The organism is Nonomuraea sp. NPDC003214 (assembly GCF_053590035.1).
The window spans coordinates 176,804-200,156 of sequence record NZ_JBSFSX010000011.1; the positions used below are offsets into that span (position 1 = coordinate 176,804).

24 protein-coding genes are annotated in these 23,353 nt (G+C 73.5%); 11 read left to right on the top strand and 13 right to left on the bottom strand.

Annotated elements, in window-relative coordinates; all coding sequences use genetic code 11:
- Positions 1-28 precede the first annotated feature (28 nt).
- Positions 29-793, top strand: coding sequence for a metalloregulator ArsR/SmtB family transcription factor (locus ACWDXC_RS33125; protein ID WP_449988524.1), 765 nt, complete (start codon positions 29-31; stop codon positions 791-793).
- A 64-nt stretch (positions 794-857) separates the two neighbouring features.
- Positions 858-1,151, top strand: a complete 294-nt coding sequence (locus ACWDXC_RS33130) for a hypothetical protein (RefSeq protein WP_449988527.1) — start codon at positions 858-860, stop codon at positions 1,149-1,151.
- A gap of 12 nt (positions 1,152-1,163) precedes the next feature.
- Here the strand turns inward: ACWDXC_RS33130 and ACWDXC_RS33135 are convergent, their stop codons facing one another.
- Both ACWDXC_RS33135 and ACWDXC_RS33140 read right to left on the bottom strand, forming a co-directional pair.
- Positions 1,164-2,042 (bottom strand): M56 family metallopeptidase, encoded by an 879-nt coding sequence (locus tag ACWDXC_RS33135; RefSeq protein WP_449988530.1) that lies wholly within the window; start codon positions 2,040-2,042, stop codon positions 1,164-1,166.
- A gap of 93 nt (positions 2,043-2,135) precedes the next feature.
- Positions 2,136-2,519: a BlaI/MecI/CopY family transcriptional regulator gene (locus ACWDXC_RS33140; protein WP_449988532.1), complete on the bottom strand. Its 384-nt coding sequence runs from the start codon at positions 2,517-2,519 to the stop codon at positions 2,136-2,138.
- A gap of 143 nt (positions 2,520-2,662) precedes the next feature.
- On the opposite strand from ACWDXC_RS33140, the gene ACWDXC_RS33145 reads away from it, so the two are divergent.
- Both ACWDXC_RS33145 and ACWDXC_RS33150 read left to right on the top strand, forming a co-directional pair.
- Entirely contained in the window at positions 2,663-3,433 is a 771-nt protein-coding gene (locus ACWDXC_RS33145) for a DsbA family protein (protein ID WP_449988535.1), read from the top strand.
- Positions 3,434-3,439: 6 nt separating this feature from the next.
- Positions 3,440-4,246 carry a cytochrome c biogenesis CcdA family protein gene (locus ACWDXC_RS33150; protein ID WP_449988538.1) on the top strand — a complete coding sequence of 269 codons (807 nt, stop codon included), beginning with the start codon at positions 3,440-3,442 and terminating at the stop codon, positions 4,244-4,246.
- On the opposite strand, the gene ACWDXC_RS33155 is transcribed toward ACWDXC_RS33150, so the two are convergent.
- The gene (locus ACWDXC_RS33155) at positions 4,236-4,613 is read right to left on the bottom strand and encodes a hypothetical protein (protein WP_449988540.1); all 378 of its coding nucleotides are present in this window, start codon (positions 4,611-4,613) and stop codon (positions 4,236-4,238) included. The genes ACWDXC_RS33150 and ACWDXC_RS33155 overlap by 11 nt on opposite strands.
- A gap of 68 nt (positions 4,614-4,681) precedes the next feature.
- Positions 4,682-6,622 carry a protein kinase domain-containing protein gene (locus tag ACWDXC_RS33160; RefSeq protein ID WP_449988543.1) on the bottom strand — a complete coding sequence of 647 codons (1,941 nt, stop codon included), beginning with the start codon at positions 6,620-6,622 and terminating at the stop codon, positions 4,682-4,684.
- A gap of 107 nt (positions 6,623-6,729) precedes the next feature.
- On the opposite strand from ACWDXC_RS33160, the gene ACWDXC_RS33165 reads away from it, so the two are divergent.
- Entirely contained in the window at positions 6,730-7,557 is an 828-nt protein-coding gene (locus ACWDXC_RS33165) for a hypothetical protein (RefSeq protein ID WP_449988545.1), read from the top strand.
- On the opposite strand, the gene ACWDXC_RS33170 is transcribed toward ACWDXC_RS33165, so the two are convergent.
- On the bottom strand, positions 7,475-7,903 hold the full coding sequence (locus ACWDXC_RS33170; RefSeq protein WP_449988548.1) for a DoxX family protein: 429 nt from the start codon (positions 7,901-7,903) through the stop codon (positions 7,475-7,477). The two genes, ACWDXC_RS33165 and ACWDXC_RS33170, sit on opposite strands and share 83 nt — an antisense overlap.
- A 90-nt stretch (positions 7,904-7,993) precedes the next feature.
- Here ACWDXC_RS33170 and ACWDXC_RS33175 point away from each other — a divergent pair, with 90 nt between their 5' ends.
- A complete protein-coding gene (locus ACWDXC_RS33175; RefSeq protein WP_449988550.1) occupies positions 7,994-8,860 on the top strand; it encodes a sigma-70 family RNA polymerase sigma factor in 867 nt (288 codons plus the stop codon).
- 7 nt (positions 8,861-8,867) lie between these two features.
- Here ACWDXC_RS33175 and ACWDXC_RS33180 read toward each other — a convergent pair whose 3' ends face one another.
- Genes ACWDXC_RS33180 through ACWDXC_RS33195 form a run of 4 tightly spaced genes read right to left on the bottom strand, consistent with a single transcriptional unit; the run spans position 8,868 to position 13,857 of the window.
- The gene (locus ACWDXC_RS33180; protein ID WP_449988553.1) at positions 8,868-10,763 is read right to left on the bottom strand and encodes a CocE/NonD family hydrolase; all 1,896 of its coding nucleotides are present in this window, start codon (positions 10,761-10,763) and stop codon (positions 8,868-8,870) included.
- Positions 10,764-10,766: 3 nt separating this feature from the next.
- Entirely contained in the window at positions 10,767-12,344 is a 1,578-nt protein-coding gene (locus ACWDXC_RS33185) for an AMP-binding protein (RefSeq protein ID WP_449988556.1), read from the bottom strand.
- On the bottom strand, positions 12,341-13,210 hold the full coding sequence (locus ACWDXC_RS33190; protein WP_449988559.1) for an amidohydrolase family protein: 870 nt from the start codon (positions 13,208-13,210) through the stop codon (positions 12,341-12,343). The genes ACWDXC_RS33185 and ACWDXC_RS33190 overlap by 4 nt, the downstream gene beginning before the upstream one ends.
- On the bottom strand, positions 13,207-13,857 hold the full coding sequence (locus ACWDXC_RS33195) for a TetR/AcrR family transcriptional regulator (protein WP_449988561.1): 651 nt from the start codon (positions 13,855-13,857) through the stop codon (positions 13,207-13,209). The genes ACWDXC_RS33190 and ACWDXC_RS33195 overlap by 4 nt, the downstream gene beginning before the upstream one ends.
- A 241-nt stretch (positions 13,858-14,098) precedes the next feature.
- Between ACWDXC_RS33195 and ACWDXC_RS33200 the strand changes: the two genes are divergently transcribed.
- From ACWDXC_RS33200 to ACWDXC_RS33210, 3 genes are read left to right on the top strand one after another with little or no spacing between them, the layout of a single operon-like run.
- A complete protein-coding gene (locus tag ACWDXC_RS33200) occupies positions 14,099-15,247 on the top strand; it encodes a cupin domain-containing protein (protein ID WP_449988564.1) in 1,149 nt (382 codons plus the stop codon).
- 34 nt (positions 15,248-15,281) lie between these two features.
- Positions 15,282-16,001, top strand: a complete 720-nt coding sequence (locus tag ACWDXC_RS33205; protein WP_449988566.1) for a maleylpyruvate isomerase family mycothiol-dependent enzyme — start codon at positions 15,282-15,284, stop codon at positions 15,999-16,001.
- 33 nt (positions 16,002-16,034) lie between these two features.
- Positions 16,035-17,270, top strand: a complete 1,236-nt coding sequence (locus ACWDXC_RS33210) for an FAD-dependent monooxygenase (RefSeq protein WP_449988569.1) — start codon at positions 16,035-16,037, stop codon at positions 17,268-17,270.
- Positions 17,271-17,276: 6 nt separating this feature from the next.
- Here the strand turns inward: ACWDXC_RS33210 and ACWDXC_RS33215 are convergent, their stop codons facing one another.
- The 4 genes from ACWDXC_RS33215 to ACWDXC_RS33230 all read right to left on the bottom strand — a co-directional run bounded on the left by ACWDXC_RS33215 (position 17,277) and on the right by ACWDXC_RS33230 (position 22,011).
- Positions 17,277-18,869 carry an ABC transporter permease gene (locus ACWDXC_RS33215; RefSeq protein ID WP_449988571.1) on the bottom strand — a complete coding sequence of 531 codons (1,593 nt, stop codon included), beginning with the start codon at positions 18,867-18,869 and terminating at the stop codon, positions 17,277-17,279.
- Positions 18,866-19,795, bottom strand: coding sequence for an ATP-binding cassette domain-containing protein (locus ACWDXC_RS33220; protein WP_449988574.1), 930 nt, complete (start codon positions 19,793-19,795; stop codon positions 18,866-18,868). The genes ACWDXC_RS33215 and ACWDXC_RS33220 overlap by 4 nt, the downstream gene beginning before the upstream one ends.
- Positions 19,796-19,886: 91 nt before the next feature.
- Positions 19,887-20,531 carry a TetR/AcrR family transcriptional regulator gene (locus ACWDXC_RS33225; RefSeq protein WP_449988577.1) on the bottom strand — a complete coding sequence of 215 codons (645 nt, stop codon included), beginning with the start codon at positions 20,529-20,531 and terminating at the stop codon, positions 19,887-19,889.
- 103 nt (positions 20,532-20,634) lie between these two features.
- Complete coding sequence (locus ACWDXC_RS33230) at positions 20,635-22,011, bottom strand: serine hydrolase domain-containing protein (protein ID WP_449988580.1); 1,377 nt, start codon at positions 22,009-22,011, stop codon at positions 20,635-20,637.
- 179 nt (positions 22,012-22,190) lie between these two features.
- Here ACWDXC_RS33230 and ACWDXC_RS33235 point away from each other — a divergent pair, with 179 nt between their 5' ends.
- Entirely contained in the window at positions 22,191-22,583 is a 393-nt protein-coding gene (locus ACWDXC_RS33235) for a DUF1048 domain-containing protein (protein WP_449988583.1), read from the top strand.
- On the top strand, positions 22,580-23,344 hold the full coding sequence (locus ACWDXC_RS33240) for an ABC transporter ATP-binding protein (protein ID WP_449988586.1): 765 nt from the start codon (positions 22,580-22,582) through the stop codon (positions 23,342-23,344). Before ACWDXC_RS33235 ends, ACWDXC_RS33240 begins: the two co-directional genes overlap by 4 nt.
- Positions 23,345-23,353 lie beyond the last annotated feature (9 nt).

The window sequence follows — 23,353 nt, forward strand, 5'->3', positions numbered from 1 at the left end:
GTTAACTAAAGGGTGTACTGTTAGCCACATGGTGAACGATCCGTTCAGGGCTGTGGCACATCCGATCCGGCGCAGGATGATCGAACGGCTGGGCGACGGCCCCGCGACCGTCGGCGAGGTGACCTCGGACCTGGGCGTCTCCAAACCGGCGATCACCAAGCACCTGAAGATCCTCGAAGAGGCCGGGGTCGTCGTCCGCAAGGTCGTCGGCCGTACGCACCGGCTGGCCCTGAACCCGGCCGCGCTCGTCGACGCCGTCACCTGGGTCGACCGCCAGCGCGCCCTCTGGGAGCGGATGTTCGAGGCCGTCGAGGAACACCTGGCTGACAAGGAGCAGACACCCATGATCGAAACGACCTCGCAGTCGACCGCCGTCCGCATCGAACGCACCTACCGGGCCCCGGCGGACACCCTGTTCGACGCCTGGACGAACCCCGAAGTGATCAGGAAGTGGTGGCACGCCGGCCCCGACTGGGGGACCTCCGAGGCCGAGGTGGACCTGCGCGTCGGCGGGCGGCTGCGCGTCGTCATGCGCGACACCGACGGCGTCGAGTACACCGCCACCGGCGTCTACACCGTCGTCGAACGCCCCGCCCGCCTGGCCTGGATCTGGCACGGCGAGGAGGGCGAGGCGGGCACCGGATCGCGCTGCGACCTGGAGATCACCGAGCGGGACGGCCTCACCTCGGTCGTGCTGACCCACACGGGCCTGCCCGACCCGCAGGCGGCGGCCGAGCTCCGCGAGGGCTGGGACCTGTGCCTGGACAACCTCGACCGGGTCGTCGCCCGATGACCCGCCTCGCCGAGGCGGCGTTGCCGCAGGGCGACCTCCGCCTGCTGGAGACCGACGTCGCCCAGTGCGTCCCGGCATCGCCATCACCGTCGACGCCGCCACCACCCCGCCCTCGGCGCTCCTCGTCCGGGGGAACGCCGAGGTCACCGAGGTCGAGGGCATCGTCGAGGAGTACGCCGCCGCCCAGCGCCGCTACGCCGGCGAGGAGCAGGGCGCGGCGAACGTCGCCGCGGTCGACCGGCCCGGCACCACCATGGTCCGCATCGCCGTCCGGCCGGCCTGGGTGGGGGTGCTCGACTTCGTCACCCGCTTCCCCGGCGGAACGACGCCCGACGAGTTCGCCCGGCGAGGTCAGTAGCCAGGCATCGGCTCAGGCGCATCCGGTGAGCACGGCCAGCACGTACGGCACGTGAACGGCGGCGGCCAGCAGGGTGAGCGCGGTCAGGCAGCAGGCGGTGGCCACGGCGGCGATCGCGCCGGTCATACCGGTGTGGGGCCGGACCAGGTGGTGGATGCGGTTGGGGCCGAGCGCGTGCAGGGCCCCGGCCAGCGCCGCGCCCTGCGGCCGGCCGTTCTGGCCGAGAGCGAGCAGCGCGCCGGCCAGGGCGGGCGTCCCGGCCTGGCGGCGGGCGGTGTCGTCGGCGGCGATCTCCAGGTAGTGGCCGAGCGCGGCCTCGGCGGCGGCGATCAGCGGCACCCACCGCAGCCTGCGGGTCAGCGTGGCGACGACCGCGGTGATGAGGTGGTGGCGCTGGCGCAGGTGGGCGTGCTCGTGCGCGAGGACCGCCGCCAGCTCGCCGGGGTCCAGGACGTCGAGCGCGCCCGTGGAGATCACGATGCCGCCGTGGCGCCGTGGCAGGGTGAGCGCGAACGGGTGCGGGTCGTCGGCGACGAGCACCGCGTGGCCGTGCAGCCGGCGGGGCTCGCTGCGGGCCCGGAGCCGTCGCGCGGTGCGCAGGGTGCCGCGGTGCCGCCGCCGCGCCTCGACGATGATCGAGACGGCGTGCAGCAGCGCGCCCGCCGTGGGGAGCGCGAGCAGCGCCACGACCGGGACGACGGTGTCGACCGGGATGTCCGTGAACGGGTTGGCGGCGGCCAGGCAGCGCCGGCAGACCTGGGCCGCCCCGCTGGGCAGGACGTCGGGGCCGGAGACGACCCAGGCCAGCATCGGGCCGAGCGCGAGCAGCGCCAGCACCCAGGCCACGATGCCGCCGGTGAGCAGCCCGATCGCCGGTCTCGGCAGGCGCATCAAGCACCGGCGACGCGCGGCGCAGGGCCCACGGGCCGGCCACCGCGGTGAGGACCAGTCCCAGGATCAGCAGCGCGGCCAGGATCCGGGCCGTCATGACCGGTGTCCGTCGTCGCGCCGCCGCAGATATTCGCGCAGCAGGTCGAGGTCGCTGTCGGGGATGCTCTCCACGAAGTGCAGGATCGAGGCCGCGCGGTCCTTGCTGGTGCCGAGGGCGTGGTTCATCACCGACGCCACGTGCTCCTCGCGGGCGACGCGGGCCGCGTACAGGGTCGAGTGGTTCTGCTTGCGGGAGGTGACGAGGTCCTTGCGGTCCAGGTTGGCCAGCACGGTGGCGATCGTGGTGTAGGCGGGCTCGCCGGGGAGGCGGCCGATGATGCCCCGGATCGTGGCCGGCCCGTGATCCCACAGCACGTCCATCACCTGCGCCTCCAGCGCGCCCAGCCGGGGCGGCTCTCCGGGGGCGGCGGGGTTCATCGGACCGCCTCCCCGGCCGAGGCTGCCGGCGCCTGATCCGTCATCCGCGGGGACCACTCCATGCGTCCATCATGCCCTGTGTCGACTATGGTGCATAGTCGACTATGCGAGATAGTCGACTTGAGGAGAAGGAAGACCGACCTGTGAACTCCCCGGCATCGAGCTCAGCGGACGCGATGGCGGCCAGGCGCCGCCGCTCCACGACCTGGACCGTCGTGCTGAGCGCGGTGGTCGTGTTCCTCGCGATCGTGGTCACCGCCCAGCTCCTCCCCCAGCGCTCCCCCGGCGCGGCGCCACCTGCGGCGTCCCCGTCGTCCACGGCGGACCAGCGGGGGGACCACGGGGCGGGCCGGGGCCAGGAGCTGGAGTTCGTCCGCCGGGACGCCGGCGACCCGATGGCGATCGGCGACGTGAACGCCCCCGTGGTCCTGACCGAGTGGCTCGACCTGCGCTGCCCGTACTGCGCGGTGTTCAGCCGCGAGACCCTGCCGGCGCTGATCGGGAAGTACGTCGACACCGGCAAGGTGCGGATCGAGTTCCATGACGTGACGTTCTTCGGCGAGCAGTCCGAGAACGCCGCCGTCGCGGCCCGGGCGGCGGGCAGGCAGGACAGGTTCGTGGAGTTCGTGACGGCCGTCTACGCCGCCGCCCCCGACAAGGGGCACGCCGACCTTCCCCGCGACACGCTCGTCGGCCTGGCGAAGAAGGCGGGCGTTCCCGACATCAAGCGGTTCACCGCCGATCTCGACGATCCCGCGCTCCGGGCCGCCGCGCGGGCGAGCACGCAGTCCGCGCAGCAGCTCGGCGTCACCGCCGTGCCGTTCTTCGTCGCCGGCAACACCTCGCTGTCCGGGGCGCAGCCGGCGGAGGTCTTCCAGGGGTTCCTCGACCAGGCCCTGGACCAGGCGAAGTAGCCCGGCATGGACATCGGCCTGCTCGGCGCGTTCCTCGGCGGCGTGCTGACGCTGCTCAGCCCGTGCTCGGCGATGCTGCTGCCGGCGTTCTTCTCCTACGCGTTCGCCGGCCCGCGCGCCCTGCTCGCCCGTACCGGGGTGTTCTACCTCGGGCTGATCACCACCCTCGTCCCGCTCGGCGTGCTCGCCGGGACGCTCGGGGCGTTCGTGAACGAGCACCGCTTCACCTTCGTCACCGTCGCCTCGATCGTGGTGATCGCGCTCGGGGCGGTGATGCTGCTGAACGTCCCGGTCCCGTTCCTGTCCCGCGGCGCCGCCGCCGAGGGCACCTCCACCACGGCGGTGTACGTGCTCGGCACCGTCTACGGGCTGGCCGGGGTCTGCGCGGGCCCGCTGCTGGGCGCCGTGCTGACCGTCGCCGCGGTCTCCGGCAACGCGCTCGCCGGCGGGCTCGTCCTGGTGGTCTTCGCCGCCGGGATGGCCCTGCCGCTGCTGGTCCTCGCGCTGCTGTGGGGACGGGCCCCGTTCGTCAAGCGCCTCGTCCGGCCGCGTGAGGTCACGATCGGGCGCTGGCGCAACACCTGGACGGGGATCGTCGGGGGCGCGCTCACCGTCGCCGTCGGCGTCCTGCTGCTGACCACCGCCGGTACGACCGAGCTGACCGGCATCCTCGGCGCGACCGACCAGGCGGCGCTCGAAGGCGCCGTCCTGCGAGGAGCCGGCCAGGTCCCCGACCTTCTCGTCGCCGGCGTCGTCGTGACCGTCGCGCTGGCCGGCCGGCTCCTCGTCCGGGCCCGGAAGGTCACCCGGTGAAGCGGATCGTGGCTCCCTGGCTGGTGATGGCCAGGACGCGGAAGGACAGGGCGTTCTTGCCGTTGCTGCGGAAATCTCCCTCGGCGCCCTCGCCCAGGGAGGCGGTCAGGCCGGGCGCCCGCACCACGACCATGTCCGTGTTGAAGATGCCGCCGACGTACTCCTTCGACACGTACACCCTGGAGAAGCCGTAACGCTTCTTGGAGATGCGGAAGCTGACGGGATCGGAGAAGGTGAACTTGCACTTCCCGTCGTAGCAGCCGCGGTAGGAGGGCTTGGCGGTGGCGGCGGCGGGGGCGGCGGTCACCGCGGGCGCCATGACCACGGCGCACGCGAGGGCCAGGGCGGTGACGATCATCCTGGGCATGGGCTTCCCTTCGGCAGGCATGCCACGGTTGTACCGCCACCACGCCGGGAGGGGTCCCGAGATCCTGATCAGCGCGGGTCGATCGTGAAGTACGGGGCGACCTCCAGCTTGTCCGCCGACTCCAGCAGCCGGTGCACCAGCTTGCCGTCGAAGGCCACCACGCGTACCTCGTCCTCGGCGCCGTTGTCGTACTCCCAGCAGTACAGGTGCGCCTCGTCGTACCAGCCGAGCACCTTGTCGCAGTCGGAGGAGAACGTGCGCAGCCGCTTGCCGGTCCGCGAGTCCCACAGGCAGTGGTCGCCGTCGTCCTTGCCGGGGCAGTCGGTCACAAACATCCGGCCCGAGGGCGAGAAGACGTCGACGGTGCCGGACGCCAGCGGCCCGACGCCGGGGAGGTCGCGCGTGCGGTTGCCGGAGGCGTCGAAGAAGCGCAGCGCCTCGTCCTTCCCGGAGACGGCGATCACGCCGTCCTCCTCGGCGTCCCAGCCGAAGTCGCCGTCCCGGATGGAGTCGTCGGCCACCTCGACCACCTGGACCCGCGCCCGGGGCACGTCCAGGATGGCGAAGCCCAGGGTGGTCCAGACGTCCTTGCCCTGTTTGTCCTCGGTCTTCCTGTTGAGGTTGAGGAGGATCTTCGAGCTGTCCTTCGACCAGGCGCGGACGCTGGTGTCGAGCGGTTCGCGTACGGTCCTGACCCGGAAGCTCGAGCCCGCCTGCCGGTCGGTGATGAGGATCGAGTCGTAGCCGTCGGAGGTGTAGTCCTCCGGCCGGCCGGCGAGATAGCGGCCGTCGGGAGAGACCAGCGAGTCCACGTTGTCCGGGTACGCCTCGAACGTGCCCCGTAACGACTGCCTGGCGTAGTCGGCGTCGTCGACCTCGTACGCGGTCAGCGTGATCGGGTCGGACGGGCTCTCGTACAGCGTGATCGCGCCGCCGGGCAGCGGGACCTTGGCGGGGGCGGCCCGCGACGGCGCGGCAGCCGGCCCGGCGCTCCGGGCGTCGGCCGGCGTGGACAGCGTGCTCTGCTTGGTCGGCGAGGTCGGTGTGGCCGGTCGGAGCCAGCCGGGCACGACCAGCGCGGCCGCCACGGCCGCGACGGTGAGCACCACCCCGGCGGCGGCGAGCATCGGCGTGCGCGACGGCCTGGTGGGCCCGGCGTCCGGCGCCGCCTGCCTGGCCCCCTCCGTGAGCGGGTCGGCGCCCGGCTCCGGGTTCCGCACCAGGCGGGTGATGACGTCGATGGCCGTCGGCCGGTTCTGCGGCTCCTTGTCCAGGCACTGGCGGACCAGGTCGCCCAGCCGTCCGTCGAGCAGCCCCGGCTCGGGCCGCGTGTTGAGCACCCGGTGCATCACGGCGGGCGTCCCGTCGGTGCCGAACGGCGGCCGGCCGCAGGAGGCGTAGACCATCGTGCAGCCCCAGGAGAACATGTCCGCCCCGGGCCCCACGCCGCGGCCCAGGATCTGCTCGGGGGACATGTACGCGGGCGTCCCGATCTGCGTGCTGCTGGTCATGGTGGCCGGGCCGAGCGTGCGCGCGATGCCGAAGTCGATCACGCGGGGGCCGCCGACACCCATGATCACGTTGCCGGGCTTGAAGTCCCGGTGCACGACGCCGGCCTCGTGGATGGCGGCGAGCGCGGTGACGGTGCCGATGGCCAGCCGCTCCAGGTCCCCGCCCGTGAGCGGGCCGTCCTCCCTGACGACCCGGTCCAGCGAGCGGCCCTCGACGTACTCGCTGACGATGTACGGCCGCCCGTGCTCGACGCCCGTGCTCAGGACGGCCGCGGTGCAGAACGGCGCCACCCGCCGGGCGACCTCCGCCTCCCGCAGGAAGCGCTCGGTGCTCTCCTCGTCCTCGGCCGGATGCAGCCACTTGACGGCCACGCGCACGTCCATCGGGGTCCTGGCGAGGTAGACGACGCCCTGTCCCCCTTGGCCCAGCCGGCCGAGGAGATCCAGGCCGCCTATCCGCTCAGGGTCACCGGGCAGCAGCGGGGTGAAGTCGGCCATGCGTCATTGTGATGCCAGACAGCAGATCTTCCACAAGCTTACTGACGAGTAGTTCGGGTGTCAGGACCCGGTTGACTCACCCGGGGCGGGCGGGGAGGATCGGCGGCATGGCGGGGACGAGGCGCGGGGCCGCGAGCAAGGTGGACCTCCTGCCGCGGGACTCCGCGGACCTCCCCCCGGCCGTTCCCGGCACGCTGTACGTCCGGGGGGCCAAGGGCGGGATCCGGGTCGCGCCCGACGCCGGGTTCGAGGTGGTGTTCGGGCGCTGCGAGCCGGACGTCCACGTCTGCGTCGGCCCCGACGACCCGTACGTCAGCCGGCGGCAGGGGTCCATCAGCCGCCAGGACGGGCGGTGGGTGCTGCACAACCTCGGCAACCTGCCCATCCGCCTGCCGGGTGGGCGGCTGGTGCTCACCCGGCACCGGGTGACGTTGCCCGTGGCGTACACACCGCTGTTCGTCGTCGGCCCCGAACGCGAGCACCTGCTGGAGGTGCGGGTCGTCGCGGGGCCGCCGGCTCCGGCCGCGCCGGCCCGCCAGGAGGCCGACACCCGCGAACCGGCGGGACACCCCCTGAGCGCCGCCGAACGCCTGGTCCTGGTCTGCCTGGGTCAGCGCTATCTCCGGCCGGAGCCGTGGCCGCAGCCGCTGACCTGGGCCCAGGTCGCCGACGAACTCGCCCGCGTCCGTCCCGGCGAGCGGTGGACCGCCAAGCGCGCGGCCCACATCGTCACCCAGACGCGCAAGCGGCTCAGCGCCCGCGTGCCCGGACTCCTGGAGGAGGAGATCCCGCCGCCGCTGGGCAACACGCTCAACCACAACCTGATCATCGCGCTGCTGGCCTCCGCCACGATCACCCCGTCCGATCTCCGGCTTCTCGACGAGCCGGACCCGCCGCCTGAGGAGCCGGCGCCCGCCAGTGGGCGGGCCAGTTGACCAGCGCGATGACGCCCATGACGACGAGGTGGGTGGGGGCGGCCCAGCTCTCCACCGCCGGGTCGTGGTTGACGATGTGGGTGGTCACCGCCCCGGTGAGCACGAACATCAGCACCGTGGCCCCCAGGAAGCGCGTGCGCCGGTGGGGGATCACCAGCAGGACGGCGGCGACGCCCTCCAGGGCCCCGACCACGAACCGCATCCAGGACGGGTAGCCCCAGTCGGCGAACTTCACGGAGTACGCCGGACCGAAGATCGTGTCTCCGGGCCAGTACTTGGTCACGGCGCCCAGCGCGAACTGCAGGGCGATGAACCAGTACAGGGCGGTCTTCAGGTGTTTCGGCATGGTCGCCCCTTCCAGGGGAGCTCGGCTGTCACATCGGCGGCTGTCCGCCGGTCAATCGGTATGACAGGCCCGGACGGAGGAATGTGACGAATGGTCGAGCAGGACTGGCTGAGCGAACGGTTCGCCGAGCACCAGAGCCGCTTGCACGCGGTCGCCTACCGGATGCTCGGCTCCCCCGCCGAGGCCGAGGACGCGGTGCAGGAGGCGTGGCTGCGGGTCGGCCGCGCCGACACCGGCCAGGTGGAGAACCCGGGCGGGTGGCTGACCACGATCGTCGCCCGCGTCTGCCTGAACATGCTCGAAGCGCGCCGCGCCCGGCGTGAGGAGCCGGCCGGGGCGCTGCCGCCCGAGCCGGCCGCGCCGCCGCCGAGCGGCCACCCGGCCCGGGCCACCCCGGAGGACGAGACGCTGCTGGCCGACTCGGTCGGTGTCGCGCTGATGGTGGTGCTGGACACGCTGACTCCCGCCGAGCGGCTCGCGTTCGTGCTGCACGACGTCTTCGCCGTGTCGTTCGCCGAGATCGGCGCCGTCATCGACCGCTCCCCCGCCGCCGCCCGGCAGCTCGCCAGCCGGGCCCGGCGCCAGGTGCGGGGAACGGCGGACGCCTCCGGCGCGGCCCGGTCGGCGAAACGGGAGGTCGTCGAGGCGTTCCTGGCCGCGGCCCGGGGCGGGGACTTCGCCGCGCTGGTCGAGCTGCTCGATCCGGAGGCGGTGGCCGTCGAGATCCGCGGCGCCGAAGCGGTCGCGGCGTTCTTCGCCGGGCGGGCGCAGGCGGCCCGGCTCGCGCTGGTCGACGGCGTCCCGGCGGCCGTCTGGTCGCATCGTGGCCGCCCGAAGGCCGTCATCACGTTCACCGTCCACGACGGGAAGATCACGCACATCGCCATCGACACCGACGCCGACCGGCTGCGGGGCCGCCACATCGTCCACCTCGCCGGTGACAGGGAGCGGTGCTGACCTCCGCTCACGTTCGCGACGGCGTGTCCCAGGTGGCGGAGTGGTCGATGCCGTCGCCGGTGACGCGCAACGTGGCGGCCGACCCGTACGGGCTGATCTCGCAGGTGGCGTGGGCGCTCCGCAGGCTCCCGGCCGTGCCCGCGCTGATGTCGGTCCGCGTGCTGAGCCGCGTCGCCGAGGGGTCGTGGGCGCGTGCCGAGATCTCGTACGCGTGCAGGAGCTCCACGGGATCGCCCTCGAGCGTGCGGCCTGCCGACCGGTGACCGCCGCGCACGACGACCTCCGTGCCGTCCGGGCTCTCCTCGACGGTCACGGGCACGACCCGGTCGAGCATCCGATCGCCGCCTTCCACGGCGGCGGGCTCGGGCAGCTCGAACGGGGGCGTCTCGTCGGCCGTGGGGATCACGGGCAGGTGGAGCGCGCTGCCGTGCGGCGGGCCGACGAGCACGTCGTAGCCGCTGCCGGACAGGTGCGGCCAGTGCTCGGGGAAGGCCGCCGCGCTGAGCGTCAGCTGGAGGCGATGCCCGGGCCGGAGCCGGTAGCGGGTGGGGTCGAAGGCGAGCTCGGCCCGATGCCCGGCGTCCGCGGGCCGGGGCGTCCCGGTGTAGGGCGGCGGGTTGGACAGGCGCTGGAACGCGCGGGTGATCAGCGTGGCGCGGCCGTCCGGCGCGAGGTCGTTGAGGTTGGCGGCCACGTCCACGTCGAGGTGCGGGACGAGCAGCGAGAGGCTGACGCGCGGCTCCCCCGCGAGATCGAGGCTCGCGCCGAGCGCCTCGGAGGTGAAGACGGCGGAGCGGGCCGCGTCCCGCGCCTGGTCGCCGGGGGCCGCCGACATCCCCAGCCCGGCGGCGACTCCGACCGTCGCGTCGAAGCGGACGGAGACCCGGCCCGGCGTCGCGGGCGGGCCGGTGCGCAGGGCGCCGTCCGCGAGGTGGAGGACGTGATCGACGGGCGGCACGGCCGGATACCGCTCGGCGAACTCCCACCGCTCGGCGCCCATGACGTACGCCGACACGACCGGCGCCGGCGGGCCCTCGGGCCGGATGCCCCGTACGTGCTCGTCGAACCAGGCGATGGCCAGCGCCACGGAGTCGACCGGCGCCCGCTCCTGCCCTTCCGGCATGCCGTGCAGCCACGGCCCGCAGACGATGCGGCGGGGCGCCCCGATCGCCGCGAAGTCGCGCCACGCGCCGGCGACGTTGGTGTCGCGCCAGCCGGTGAAGAGGAGGGTCGGCACCTCGATGGCGGCGGGGTCGACCTCCCGGCCCCGCCAGTAGTGGTCCCGGTGCGGGTGCTCCGCCCACGCCTCGTGCCAGGGCCTGGCCGCCCGGAGCCGCGCGGAGAACGCCGACCGGGGCAGCCAGGGCGATTCGGGCGGCAGGGCGGTCAGCGCCAGCATCATCGCCGACCACTCGCCGATGATCATGGCCAGCCCGACGGCGCCCCTGCGCGCCACCTCGTCGGTGTAGGGGTCCGTCGATCCCTCGATCGCCACCACCGCGCGCAGCGACGAAGGCCCGCCGGCCGCCGCGCGCAGCGCCGTGATGCCGCCGTAGGACAGGCCCCAGACCGCGGCCCTCCCGTCGCACCACTCCTGTGCGGCGAGCTCCTCGACGACGTCGTGGATGTCGTCCTGCTCGACCCGCTCGAACGCGTCCTGCTTGACCCCTTCCGAGGCGCCGGTCCCGCGGAAGTCGACCACCGCGACCGCGTACCCGGCCCGGGTGAACCTCTCCAGGTGCGGGGCCGTCCGCGGGCCGAACCACACGTCCTTGGCGTACGGGTTCGCGGCCACGATCACCGGCGACCTGGCGGCGGAGTGGCCGCCGGGCAGGTGGACGTTCGCGTCGAGGCGTACGCCGTCGCGCATCGTCAGAGGGACGTGACGCAGGATCCGGGACATCGCTCAGTCTCCTGCCGGGTGCTGGTCATGGTCCGGCCGCGCCTGGCTGTCCCAGGTCGCCGGGGTGATCCCGGCCTGGCGCAGGCGGAACTTCTCGACCTTCTGCGTCGGCGTCCTCGGCAGGGCCGGCACGAGCTCGATGTAGCGGGGCACCATGAAGCCCGGCGCGGTGTCCACGCAGAACCGGTGCAGCTCCTCGGCGGTCAGGCTCGCGCCGGGCCGGACGACCACGACGGCCTTGACGTCCTCCTCCGTCAGCTCGCTGGGCACGCCGACGGCCGCCGCCTCCACGACCGCCGGGTGCCGGGTGAGGAGCTGTTCCACCTCGTAGGCGGAGATGTTCTCGCCCCGGCGGCGGATGGAGTCGCTGAGCCTGCCCTCGAAGGTCAGGTAGCCGTCGTCGTCGAGCGTGCCGAGGTCGCCGGTGTACAGCCAGCCGTCCCTCAGGACCCGCGCGGTGGCCTCGGGCATCGCGTGGTAGCCGTTCATCACCAGCCCCGGCTCGCGGCCCCGTACGATGATCTGACCGATCCGCCCCCTGGGCAGCGGGCGCCCGGCGTCGTCCACGATCCGGACGTCGAACTCCGGGATCACCCGGCCGCACGTGCCGGGCCTGCGCGGGCCCTCGACGGGGTCGTAGACGGGCACCCCTCCGTCGGTGAGCCCGTACACCTGCCGGAGCGGGATGCCGAACCGCTCCTCCCACTCCCGGTGCCACGCGGGCATGGGCACGCCCCACGCCAGCCTGACCCGGTGGTCGCGGTCCCTCTCGCCGGGTGGCCGCTTCCAGAGGATCGTCAGCGTCGCGCCCATGAAGTTGAACACGGACGCGTCGAAGTCGCGCACGTCGTCCCAGAACCGCGAGGCGCTGAAGCGGCGGCCGAGCGCGGCGGTGCCACGGCAGGCCAGGGCCGCCCCGACGGTCAGGGTGGCCGCGTCGATGTGGAACAGCGGGAAAGGGCAGTAGAGGACGTCGTCGCCGCGCAGGCCCAGGTTCGCGGCATGGAGCTGCGCCTGCCTGGCGAGGTACCGGTGCGACAGCACGCACGCCTTGGACACGCCGGTCGTGCCGGAGGTGAACAGCAGGGTGGCCGCGCCCAGCTCGTCCACCTCGGCCCGCGGAGCCCGGTCCGGGCAGTTCCGGTACGCGGCCAGGTCCTCGTACCGGGACTCGCCCGGCTGGCCGTTGACGACGACCCGCCTCAGCTCGGGCAGCCGATCGAGCACCGGCGCGACGACCGGCAGGAACTCGGCGTCCGCGACCAGCGCCGACGCCCCGGCCACCCGCAGCGCGTGCGTCAGCTGCTCGGCCAGCAGGGCGGTGTTGAGCGGCACGTGCACCGCGCCCAGCCGTGCCAGCGCGAACCAGACGACGACCTGGTCGAGGCTGTTGCCCATCAGCAGCGCGACGCGGGCGCCCGTGCCCACTCCCGCCCGGGCGAACGCCGCCGCGAGCCCGGCCGACCGCTCCTCGGTCTCGCGGTAGGTCAGATCTCCTTCACGCGTACGGAGGAAGACGCCGTCAGGGGTGTCGGCCGCCGCCCGGCCGAGCATGGCGGACAGCGTGACGCCGCCCGTCACCGGGCCGCCCCGCCGAACCCGAACAGGCGGGAGGCGTTGTCGTGGAAGAGCGCCCGCAGCGCCGCGTCCGGCAGCCCGGACTCCCGCCACTCGGCGAGGGCGCGGGCCGGAGCCATCATCGGCCAGTCGCTGCCGTAGAGCACCTGATCACGCAGGACGTTGCGCATCATGCCGAACAACGGATCCCAGCCGGTCCCGGCCCTGGCGACGTATCGCGGCGCCAGCGCGCCGAACTCCAGGTAGACCGTCGGGTGGCGGCGCGCCACGGCGCAGTACTCGGTCACCCACGGCCAGCCCGCGTGGCAGGCGATCAGCTTCAGGTCCGGGAAGTCGCAGGCCACCTGGTCCAGCAGCTCCGGCCGCTCGTGCCGCAGCGGGTGCATCCGGCTGTAGGTGATGCCCGTGTGCACCGCCACGATCAGGCCCAGCTCCTCGGCCCGCGAGTACAGGGGATACAGGCGGCGGTCGTCGATGTCCAGCCCGAAGAACGCCGGCTGCACCGTGACCCCCAGCAGGCCGAGACCGGCGATCGAGGCCGTCTGCCGGGCGATCCGCGTCGGCCGCGACTCGGCGACGTCGACGCACCCGATGCCCGCGAACCGGCCGGGATGGTCGGCCATGACCTGGCACAGCGCCTCGTTGAGCGCGTCCGCCGGCTCGCCGCCCTCGGACTCGGCGTGCATGACGGCCCGGCCGATGCCCTCGTCGTCCATGGCCTGCAGCAGATCGGCGAGGCGGCCAGCGTTCATCTTGTCCGTCAGCTGCAGGACCCTGTCGTACTGCTCGACCTGCTGGCGCGGGGCGGCGTACGCGGTGGCCGGGCGGAGCTCCTGCGGGAGCCGTACCCGGGCGTCGATGACGCTCACCCGGCCACCTCCGCGCGCTCGGCGACCGGCTCGCTCGCCAGCCGGACGGGAGCCGGAAGCTCCCCGGGGTCCCCCGGCCTCCGCACCGGCGCCCCCATGAGACGGCAGGCCAGCTCCACGAACTGGTCCTGCAGCTCGGCGACGCCCAGCCGGCCGTCGGGCCGGTACCAGTTGGCCACGCCGTTGCACATCTCCAGCAGGGCCAGGCGGGCGACACGCTGATCCGCGAGCCGGAAGACGCCCGTGCTCATGCCGTCCTCGATCACCCCGGCGAAGATCGACTCGTAGTCGTCGCGGAGCCCGACGAGCAGCCTGTGGTCATCGGCGGTCAGCGCCCGGATCTCCTGGTCGGTCACCTTCGCCGTCAGCGGGTTGAGCGCGCACAATCCCACATGCACCCGCACCAGACGAGCCAGCCGCACGGCCGGATCCGCCGACCCGCCCACCGCCTCGCGCGCCGACCGCAGCAGCTCCTCCAGGCACGCCCGCATGATGCCGGTGAGGATCTCCTCCTTGGACCCGGCGTAGTGGTACAGGGTCGCCGACGTGATGCCCGCGGCGCGCCCGAGCTCCCGGATGCCGGTCGCCGCATACCCCTTCTGCGCGAACAGGCTCACCGCCACCTGCTGGATCTCCGCAATCCCCATGAACAGCTTCCCTATCGATCGATTGACAGGTACTGAACCACGAGGGGCATCCCCGGTCAAGGGCCGCGCGTTTCCGGTCACCCCGTACGGGGCCGCCCAGGCAGCGGCCGAGATGGCGCAGCGCTGACCCGCCTGCGGGATCGCCGCTGGGGCGGGCGGATTCTTCACAGCAGAATCTGCTGTTCTCCTTCGCACCTCGCGGGACAAGCTGGGGTCCGCGTCGACCGACCAAGGAGCTGACATGACCGAGACAGCGGACTCCCCGGTTCGCCTGTCCGTGGTGGACTCCCCCGGCCAGCCGTCGCCGACGCCGGCGCTGGCGGAGTTGTACCGCGGCTTCGAGAAGGAGTTGCTGGTCCCGCTGTGGACCGAGATCGGCGACCTGATGCCGCCGCACCCCCGGTCGAAGGCGGTCCCGCACCTGTGGCGGTGGGAGAGCCTGCTGGCCCTGGCGGAGCGCTCGGGGCGCCTGGTGCCGGTCGGCCGGGGCGGGGAGCGGCGGGCGATCGCGCTGGCGAACCCGGCGCTCGGCGGGCGGCCGTTCGCGACGCCGACGCTGTGGGCGGCGATCCAGTACCTGATGCCGGGCGAGGACGCGCCGGAGCACCGGCACTCCCAGCACGCGTTCCGCTTCGTCGTCGAGGGTGAGGGCGTGTGGACGGTCGTCGGCGGCGATCCGGTGCCCATGCGCCGCGGCGACTTCCTGCCGCAGGCCGGCTGGAACTGGCACGCCCACCACAACGCCGCCGACCGGCCGATGGCGTGGATCGACGGGCTGGACATCCCGTTCCAGTACGTGACCGAGTCCCAGTTCTTCGAGCCCGGCCGTGACCGGATCGGCGCGGCCGAGCGCACCACCCCCCGGCGGTCCCGGTCGGAGCGGCTGTGGGGGCATCCGGGCCTGCGCCCGGTGGCGTTCCCCGGCTCCCGGCCCGCCACACCGCTGCTGGCCTACCGGTGGGCCGACACCGACCGGGCGCTGGCCGACCAGCTCGCGCTGGAGGCCGAGGGTCATGCGGCGACGGTCGAGCCCGGTCACGCGGCGGTCCGCTACGTCAACCCCACCACCGGCGGCGACGTGCTGCCGACCATCCGGGTCGAGATGCACCGGATCCGGCGCGGCGCGGAGACGACGCCCCGCCGGGAGACCGGCTCCTCGGTCTACCAGGTCTTCGACGGCAGCGGCCGGGTCACGGCCGGCGACGTGTCGTGGCCGGTCACCCGGGGCGACCTGTTCGTCGTGCCGTCCTGGACGCCGTTCTCGGCGCGGTCCGAAGCCTCGGCGTCCGACTCCGACTCGGGCGCGCTCGACCTCTTCCGGTTCAGCGACGGCCCGATCTTCGAGGCGCTGCGCCTGGACCGCTCCGACGTGGAAGGACCCAGCACGTGAAGCACGTCACCGGCGCAACCGCCGGGCCGGTCGCATGACGGCGGCGTACCGGAGCCGCGCCGACGCCCTGCGGTGGACGGCGCAGGGCGGGGCGATCCTCGGCAGGGCGCTGGCCGCGCTGCCGGACGATCGGCTCGACGGGCCGTCCCGGCTCCCCGGCTGGAGCGGCAAGCATCTGCTCGCGCACCTGGCGGCCAACGCCGACGCGCTGGTCAACCTGGCGCACTGGGCCCGCACCGGCGAGGAGCGGCCGATGTACCCCTCCCCCGAGCGGCGGAACGCCGCCATCGAGGCCGGCGCCGCGTTGCCGGCCGCCGAGCTGCGCGCCTGGCTCGCGCGAGCCGCGCGGACCCTGGACGCGCGGCTCGCCGAGCTGGACCGGTCGCAGTGGGAGCGGCACGTGCGCACCGCCCAGGGCCGCACGGTGACCGCCGGGGAGATCCCCTGGATGCGCGCCCGCGAGGTCATGGTGCACGCCGTCGACCTGGGCGCGGGCGTGGAGTTCGACGATCTGCCGGCCGATTTCCTCGCCGCCCTGATCGACGACATCACCGCCGGGCGGTCCGCCGCCGGGCCCGCGCTGGTCCTGACGGCCACCGGCCACGACGGCACGTGGACCGTGCCCGGCTCCGGCGAGCCCGCCCGGGTCACCGGCACCCTGGCCGGCCTGGCGGCCTACCTCTCCGGCCGCCGGTCGGACGGCGTCACCGCCCCCGGCGGCGGCCCGGCGCCCAGGCTCCCTCGCTGGCTCTAGTCCGGCACGCGTCGAGAAAGGCAATCACCGGTCATGTCTGTACGGGGCCACGACGTCGTGGTGGTGGGCGGCGGCATCGGCGGGCTGGCCAACGCCCTGGCGCTCACCCGCAAGGGCCTGCGGGTGCGGCTGCTGGAGCAGGCGCACGAGTTCGGCGAGGTCGGCGCCGGGCTGCAGATCGCGCCCAACTGCACCCGCATCCTGCACCACTGGGGGCTGCTCGACGAGGTCACGTCCCTCGGCGTGCTGCCCCGGAGCATCGTCATGAGGGACGCGCTCGACGGCGACGTCCTCACCGTGCTCGACCTGCGGGACGTCGAGCGACGCTACGGCTTCCCGTACCTGGTGATCCATCGCAGCGACCTGCACGGCGCGCTGCTGCGCGCCTGCCGGCGGGCCGGGGTGGAGCTCGTCAACGACGTCACCGTGACGGGGTACGAGCAGGCCGGAGGAGGGGCCTTCGCCGTTCACGACGGCGGGCGGGAGTTCGGCCGGGTCGTGCTCGCCGCCGACGGGCTGCACTCGGTGGCGCGCCGCATCATGAGCGACGACGCCCCCGTCAACTCGGCGTACGTCGCCTACCGCGGCGCCGTGCCCTTCGCCGAGGTCGCCCACCTGCCGACGCAGCCCGATGACGTGGTCGTCCACGTCGGCCCCCGGTGCCATTTCGTCCAGTACGCGCTGCGCAACGGCGAGATGTTCAACCAGGTCGCGGTGTTCGAGTCGCCGAAGGCGCTGGCGGGAGAGGCCGACTGGGGCACGCCGGACGAGCTCGACGCGGCGTTCACCGGCACGTGCGAGCAGGTGCGCGCCGGTCTGCCGCTGATGTGGCGCGACCGCTGGTGGCGGATGTTCGACCGCGACCCCCTCGCGAACTGGGTCCGCGGCCGGATCGCCCTCACCGGTGACGCGGCGCACCCGCCGCTGCAGTACCTGGCCCAGGGCGCCGTCATGGCGATCGAGGACGCGTGGGTGCTGGCCGAGCACGCGAGCGGCCGGGCGGAGAGGGTCCCCGCGGCCGGGGTCGGCTGGGACGCCGCGCTGGCCGCCTACAACGCCGTGCGCGTCCGGCACTGCCGCCGCGTGCAGACCACCGCCCGCGCCTGGGGCGAGCTGTGGCATCACGACGGGGAGAAGCGGACGTGGCGCAACGAGGTGCTCCGCGCCCGCGACCCCTACGACTACGGCCATGTGGACTGGCTCTTCGGCCCGACCGCGCTCACCCCGGAACAGCTGCCGCCGATGTTCGCCGGCTACGACGGCCGCTGACGCCGGCTATCCGTCCAGGTCACGGCGGCGGAACCCGTACAGGCCGAGCAGGGTCACCCCGGCCGCGAGGACGGTGAGCGTCACCAGCGGGGTGAGGGTGAAGCCCTCGATCGGCATCCGCGGGATGTGGTCGAACAGGGACAGGGCCTTCAGCGCCGCCGGCAGATCCGTCGCCCAGAACCGGACGAACCCGCCGTAGGCGAGCACCGCCCAGGCCACGGCGACGGCCCCGGGCGCGAACCCGTACAGCGCCAGCGTGATCGCCAGGAGCAGCAGGATCTCGGGGGCGCGGGCGAGGACCGCGCCGGTGAGCTCCCCCACGTAGCCGCCGTCGCCGAGCGAGAGCGCGGCGCCGGCCCCCAGGGCCAGGCCCGACAGGGCCAGCAGCGTCACCGCCGCGGCGGCGGTCACCAGCAGGGACGAGCCGAGCCAGGCCCATCGGCTGGTCGGCGTCGTCAGCAGCGGGGCGGCCCGCCCGCGCACCTCCTCCGTCCGCAGCCTGGTCACCGCGAGGATGGCGAAGATCCCCACGATGAACGACATGCCGACCACCATGAGGCTGAGGTAGCCGCTCAGGACGTCGGGCCCGGCGTCGAGGAAGTCCGTGGCGAGGCCGTCGCGCATCGACCCGGCGAGCGCGCCGAAGACCAGGCCGCCGGCGACCAGCGAGCCGCTCCACCACAGGATGGAGGAGCGCTGCAGGCGCAGGGACAGCGCCGCCGGCGAGCGCAGCCAGCCGGGCGCCGACGCCGGGCCGGGGCGCGTGGCGACCACTCCGGCGCCGAGGTCCCGCCGGGCCGCCAGCGCGTACGCGGCCGTCACGAGGACCGCGGTCAGCGCGGCGGACAGGCCCAGCGGCCACCAGCGCTCGTCCGCCAGCACACGGGTGAGCTGCGACCACCCCAGCGGGGAGAGCCAGGTGAGCCCGCCGCCCTCGGTGTCCTGGACGGCTCCCACTCCCCGGATCACCCACGCGACGCCCAGCACCCCGCCGGCGATGCCGGCCGCGGCCCGCGCGTGCTCGGTCAGCTGCACGCTCACCGCGGTCACCCCGGCGAAGACGAGCCCCGTCGCGGCCGTGGCCACGGCGAACAGCAGCGCGCTGCCGGCGGGCAGCCCCGCGCCGATCGCCGTGACGGTCATGAGCCCGGCCAGCACGGCGGTGGTGATGACGCTGAGGAGCAGGGCGGCCGTGAGCGGGGCGTGCCGTCCGACGACGGCGGCGCGGACCAGCTCGGCCCGGCCGCTCTGCTCCTCGGCGCGGGTGTGGCGGGTGATGAGCAGGATGTTCATCAGCGCGGCGCCCAGCAGGAACTCCACGAAGTAGACCGCGATCAGGTAGCGCTGGACCGTGAGGTCGCCCGTGCCGTACGAGGGGCCGGTGAACAGCCGCAGCATGGGCACGTCCATCATGTCCATCGTGCGGCGCAGGGCCTCGGGGGTCGGGTTGGTCCTGGCCGCCACGGTGGCGAAGTAGGGCACGAACAGGGCGGTGATCAGTGTCCAGGCCGGGAGCTTGATCCGGTCGCGGCGCAGGGCCAGCCCCAGCAGGATGCCGGTGCCGGTCAGCGCGCCGCCCCGGGTCATGGTCGCGCTCATGCCGCCGCCCCGTCGCCGTAGTGGCCTTCGTCGCCGTAGTGACCCTCGTTGCCATAATGACGGAGCATGAGCTCCTCCAGCGTCGGCGGATGGCTGGTCAGCGCCCGGATGCCGAACGCGCCCAGGTGCTTGACGGCGGCGTCGAGGTGTTCGGCGTCCACGCTGAAGCGCACCCGCGCGCCGGAGGCCGTCGCGTCGTGCACGCCGGGCAGGGCGGGCAGGCCGGTGACGGGGGCGGCGGTCTCGGCCTCCACGGTGGTGCGGGTCAGGTGCCGCAGCTCGGCCAGGGTGCCGGCCTGGACGATCCGGCCCTGCCTGATGATGCTGACCCGGTCGGCCAGCTTCTCGACCTGGGCGAGGATGTGGCTGGACAGCAGCACGGTCCGCCCGGCGTCCTTCAGGCCGGCGACGATCTCCTGGAAGACCGCCTCCATCAGCGGGTCCAGCCCGGAGGTCGGCTCGTCCAGGATCAGCAGCTCCACGTCGGAGGCGAAGGCGGCCACGAGGGCGACCTTCTGCCGGTTGCCCTTGGAGTAGGTGCGGCCCTTCTTGGTGGGGTCGAGCTGAAAGGCCGCGATCAGCTCGTCGCGCCGCTTCGCGTCGAGGCCGCCGCGCAGCCGGCCGAGCAGGTCGATGGCCTCGCCGCCGGTGAGGTTCGGCCACAGCTCCACGTCGCCGGGCACGTACGCCAGCCGCCGGTGCAGCGCGGTGGCGTCGCTCCAGGGGTCGCCGCCCAGGAGCGTGGCGCGCCCGGCGGTGGCCCGCATGAGGCCCAGCAGGATGCGGATGGTGGTGGACTTCCCTGCCCCGTTGGGGCCGAGGAAGCCGTGGATCTCGCCGCTGCCGACGGATAGGTCGAGTCCGTCGAGGGCGCGTACTGGCCCGAAGGTCTTGACGAGCCCGGAGGTTTCGATGGCAGGGGTCATGGTGTGCTCCGGTGGTGTGGATCAGGGGGGTGGTCCGATCGGGGCGCGATCGGACCATCCCTCCGGCGCGGTCCTACGGGGTACGCGCGCGTCAGGGTGAGGGGTCCCGGAGCTTTTCGAGGGCGTCGCGCAGCGAAGCCGCCGCCTCCGGGGTGAGGCTGGGGTGGGAGTAGAGGTCGAGCAGGACCAGGGCGAGCAGGTGTGAGCCCTCGGGCCCGTGGAGGTCGACGCCGAGCCCCCGGGAGATGTGCTGGTGCAGCACGGGGACGGCCAGGCTCATGGCGGTGCCGACGGTGGCGCGGGCCTTCCGGCTGGCGAAGGGCGGGTCGGGGCGGGCCTTGTCGGCCTCCTCCAGCCATTCCTCGGCCATCCGCACCATCTCGTCGAACACGGCCGCGGCGCGCCCTTCGGCCAGGGCGCGGGCGAGGTAGGGCTGGTACGCGCCGAACATCTGCTGGGCGGCGGCGACCGGGTTCGCCTGCCGGGGCGTCGGGTCGGCGCGGGTCTCGTCGTTGAGCCGGCGCAGCGACTTGACGAGGAACTGCTCGCACTCCTCGCGCAGCGCCTCCTTGGAGCCGAAGTGGTGGCGTACCAGCCCTGAGGACACGCCCGCCGCCTCGGCGATCCCGCGGATGGTCGCCCGTTCGAACCCGAGCTCGCCGAACTGCCGCAGCGCGGCGTCGCGGATGCGGGCACGCGCGGTCAGGTCCTCCGGGTCCGCTTCCACCCTCGCCATGACCAAGCCTCCTACTCCGCCGTGCATCTGGCTACACGGTCGGATCGTATACTACACACGTGTGTAGTCAAGGACGTGCCGAGGATCGGGTGCGGTCCGGTTCCTAGCTGCCTGTGAGGCGCAGTTCGCACCAGTGGCTGAGGAAGTTGCCGAGCAGGCCGCCCTGCTCGCCGTCCTTCAGCGCCCGGGCGGCGCCGGTCAGCACGCCGTCCCGCTCGTTCAGGTCCAGGTTGAGCAGCGGCGAGTCGGCCCGCGCGTCCGCCGTGGGGAGCTGCGCCGCGAACAGGGCGCGCAGGTCCCACTCCGGGGTGGCGGTGACCAGCTCGCCCGCCACCGGCTCGCCGCCGTCCAGCGAGACCTCCGCCTGCCCGTCCCGCACGCGCAGGACGAGCGGGGCGCCGCCCTCGTAGGTGTCGATACGCCCTTCCCAGGCGCCTGCGGGGACCGTCATCTCGCGGGCCGGGGCGTCAGCGGGCGGCGGCAGCGATGCCCGGGCGAATCCGGGCACCAGTTCGCCCATGAGATGGACGAGCACCGATTCGCGCACGGCCACGCCGGTGCGGTTGGTGAGCACGCAGGCGGCCAGCCGCAGCTCGGGCACCACCACGAGCATCGTGGCGACGCCGCCCATGCTGCCGCTGTGGCTCACGACGGTGTGAGCGCCCTGGCGCGAGACGAACCAGCCCAGCCCGTATCCCAGCCCGGGGCCGATCGGCAGGGCGTCCAGCATGGCCGCCCGCGAGTCCCGGCCCAGCACGCCGGGCGCGTCCGCGCAGGACAGCCCGAACATCGCCAGGTCGGTGGCGGTCGCCCAGGCCAGCGTGGCGCCCCGGTGGCTGGTGTCGCAGACCGGGTAGCGGCCGCCGTCGGCGGTGTGCCGCGCCGCCTCCTGGGCGGGGCCCCGGTACTCCGGGCCGATGTGGCAGCTCCGCAGCCCCAGGGGGGTGAAGACGCGATCCCTGACGAAGCCGGCGGGGTCCTGGCCGGTGACCGACCGCAGGACGAGGTCCAGGACGCCGTACCCGAGGTTGGAGTACTCGAAGCCGGAGCCCGGCTCGCGGTACAGCGTGCCGTAGCGCTCGACGGCCTGCCGCGCCGTCACGCTCTGGGCGGGCGCGTAGGCGAAGTCGTAGTGGCTGCCGAGCCCGGCCCGGTGCTGGAGCACCTCGCGCACGGTCGGCTCGCCGTGATCCCGGGGCCGGGTGAGCCGGAGTCCGTCCAGGTGCTTCTCCACCGGGTCGTCGAGGCCGAGCAGCCCTTCCTCCGCGGCCAGGCACACGGCGGTGGCCATCATCGGCTTGGTGATGGAGGCGAGCAGGTAGGCGGTGCCGGTGGTGGCGGGCCGACCTTCCTCCACGTCCGCCAGGCCGAACGCCTCGGCGTGGACCGGCGCGCCGTCCCGGGCGACGGCGACGGACACCGAGGCGGACGGGGTGGTCGTGAGGACGTGGGCGCAGTGGTCACCGAGCGACTCGAGCATCAGGCGAGACACCCCATCTGTTCGGTTATGTGGCCATCAAGCGTATCAATCACCCCAAATGCCGCTCCTGCGTGCCAGCTACTCGGTGTTGCTAGATAGCGGTAGTCAGTGTTACTTTGTACCGGTAGTCAGCGTCACCGAGTAGTCGTCGAACGGCTTCACGAAGGAGGCAGGCGGACATGGCCGACGAGCCGAAGAGCCGCGCCCTCCAGTACCTGGAGATCGTCACCGGGTCACTGGAGGACAAGAAGCGCTACCGGCAGTACAAGGCACGCGTCAAACAGCTCCCCCCGAACCACCGCGCCGCGGTCGAGGCGCTGGAGCGCTACCTGCTGCACTTCGGGCCGGTGGACGGCGCCGGCGCGATCACGATGTACGAGGACCTCGCCGACCTGTTCGAGCAGGCCGCGGCGGACGGCACCCCGATCCGCGACATCTTCGGGCAGGACCCGGTGGAGTTCGTGGAGGCGTTCATGGCCAACTACCCGCTCGGCCAGTACAGGGCCCGCGAGCGCGCCCGCTTCACCGGCGCCGTCGAGCGCGCCGCGCAGGAGGACAGGACCCCGCGATGACGACCCAGGAAACTCAGGCGATCCAGGTGCAGGGCCTGGAGAAGTCGTACAAGGATCTGCACGTGCTGCGCGGCGTGGACTTCACCGTGGCGCGGGGCAGCATCTTCGCCCTGCTCGGCTCCAACGGGGCGGGCAAGACCACCGCCGTGAAGATCCTGTCCACGCTGCTCAAGGCCGACGCCGGGACGGCCCGCGTCAACGGCTTCGACGTCGCCAGGCAGGCGCCGGACGTCCGCGAGTCGATCAGCCTCACCGGACAGTTCGCCGCGGTCGACGAGATCCTCACCGGGCGGGAGAACCTCGTGCTGGTCGCCCGCCTGCGTCACCTCAAGGACCCGGGCGGGATCGCCGACGACCTGCTCGCCCGGTTCTCGCTGACCGACGCCGGCAGGCGCAGGGTCGCCACCTACTCCGGCGGCATGCGCCGCCGCCTGGACATCGCGATGAGCCTGATCGGCCACCCGCCGGTCATCTTCCTCGACGAGCCGACGACCGGCCTCGACCCGCAGGCGCGGATCGAGGTGTGGCAGGCCGTCAGGGAGCTCGCCGCGGGCGGCACCACGGTGCTGCTCACCACCCAGTACCTGGACGAAGCCGAACAACTCGCCGACCGGATCGCGATCCTGCACGAGGGCCGCATCCTGGTCAACGGCACCCTGGAGGAGCTCAAGCGGCTGCTCCCGCCCGCCAAGGTCGAGTACGTCGAGAAGCAGCCGACCCTGGAGGACGTCTTCCTCAGCCTCGTCGGCACGAAAGCCTGAAGGGGACGA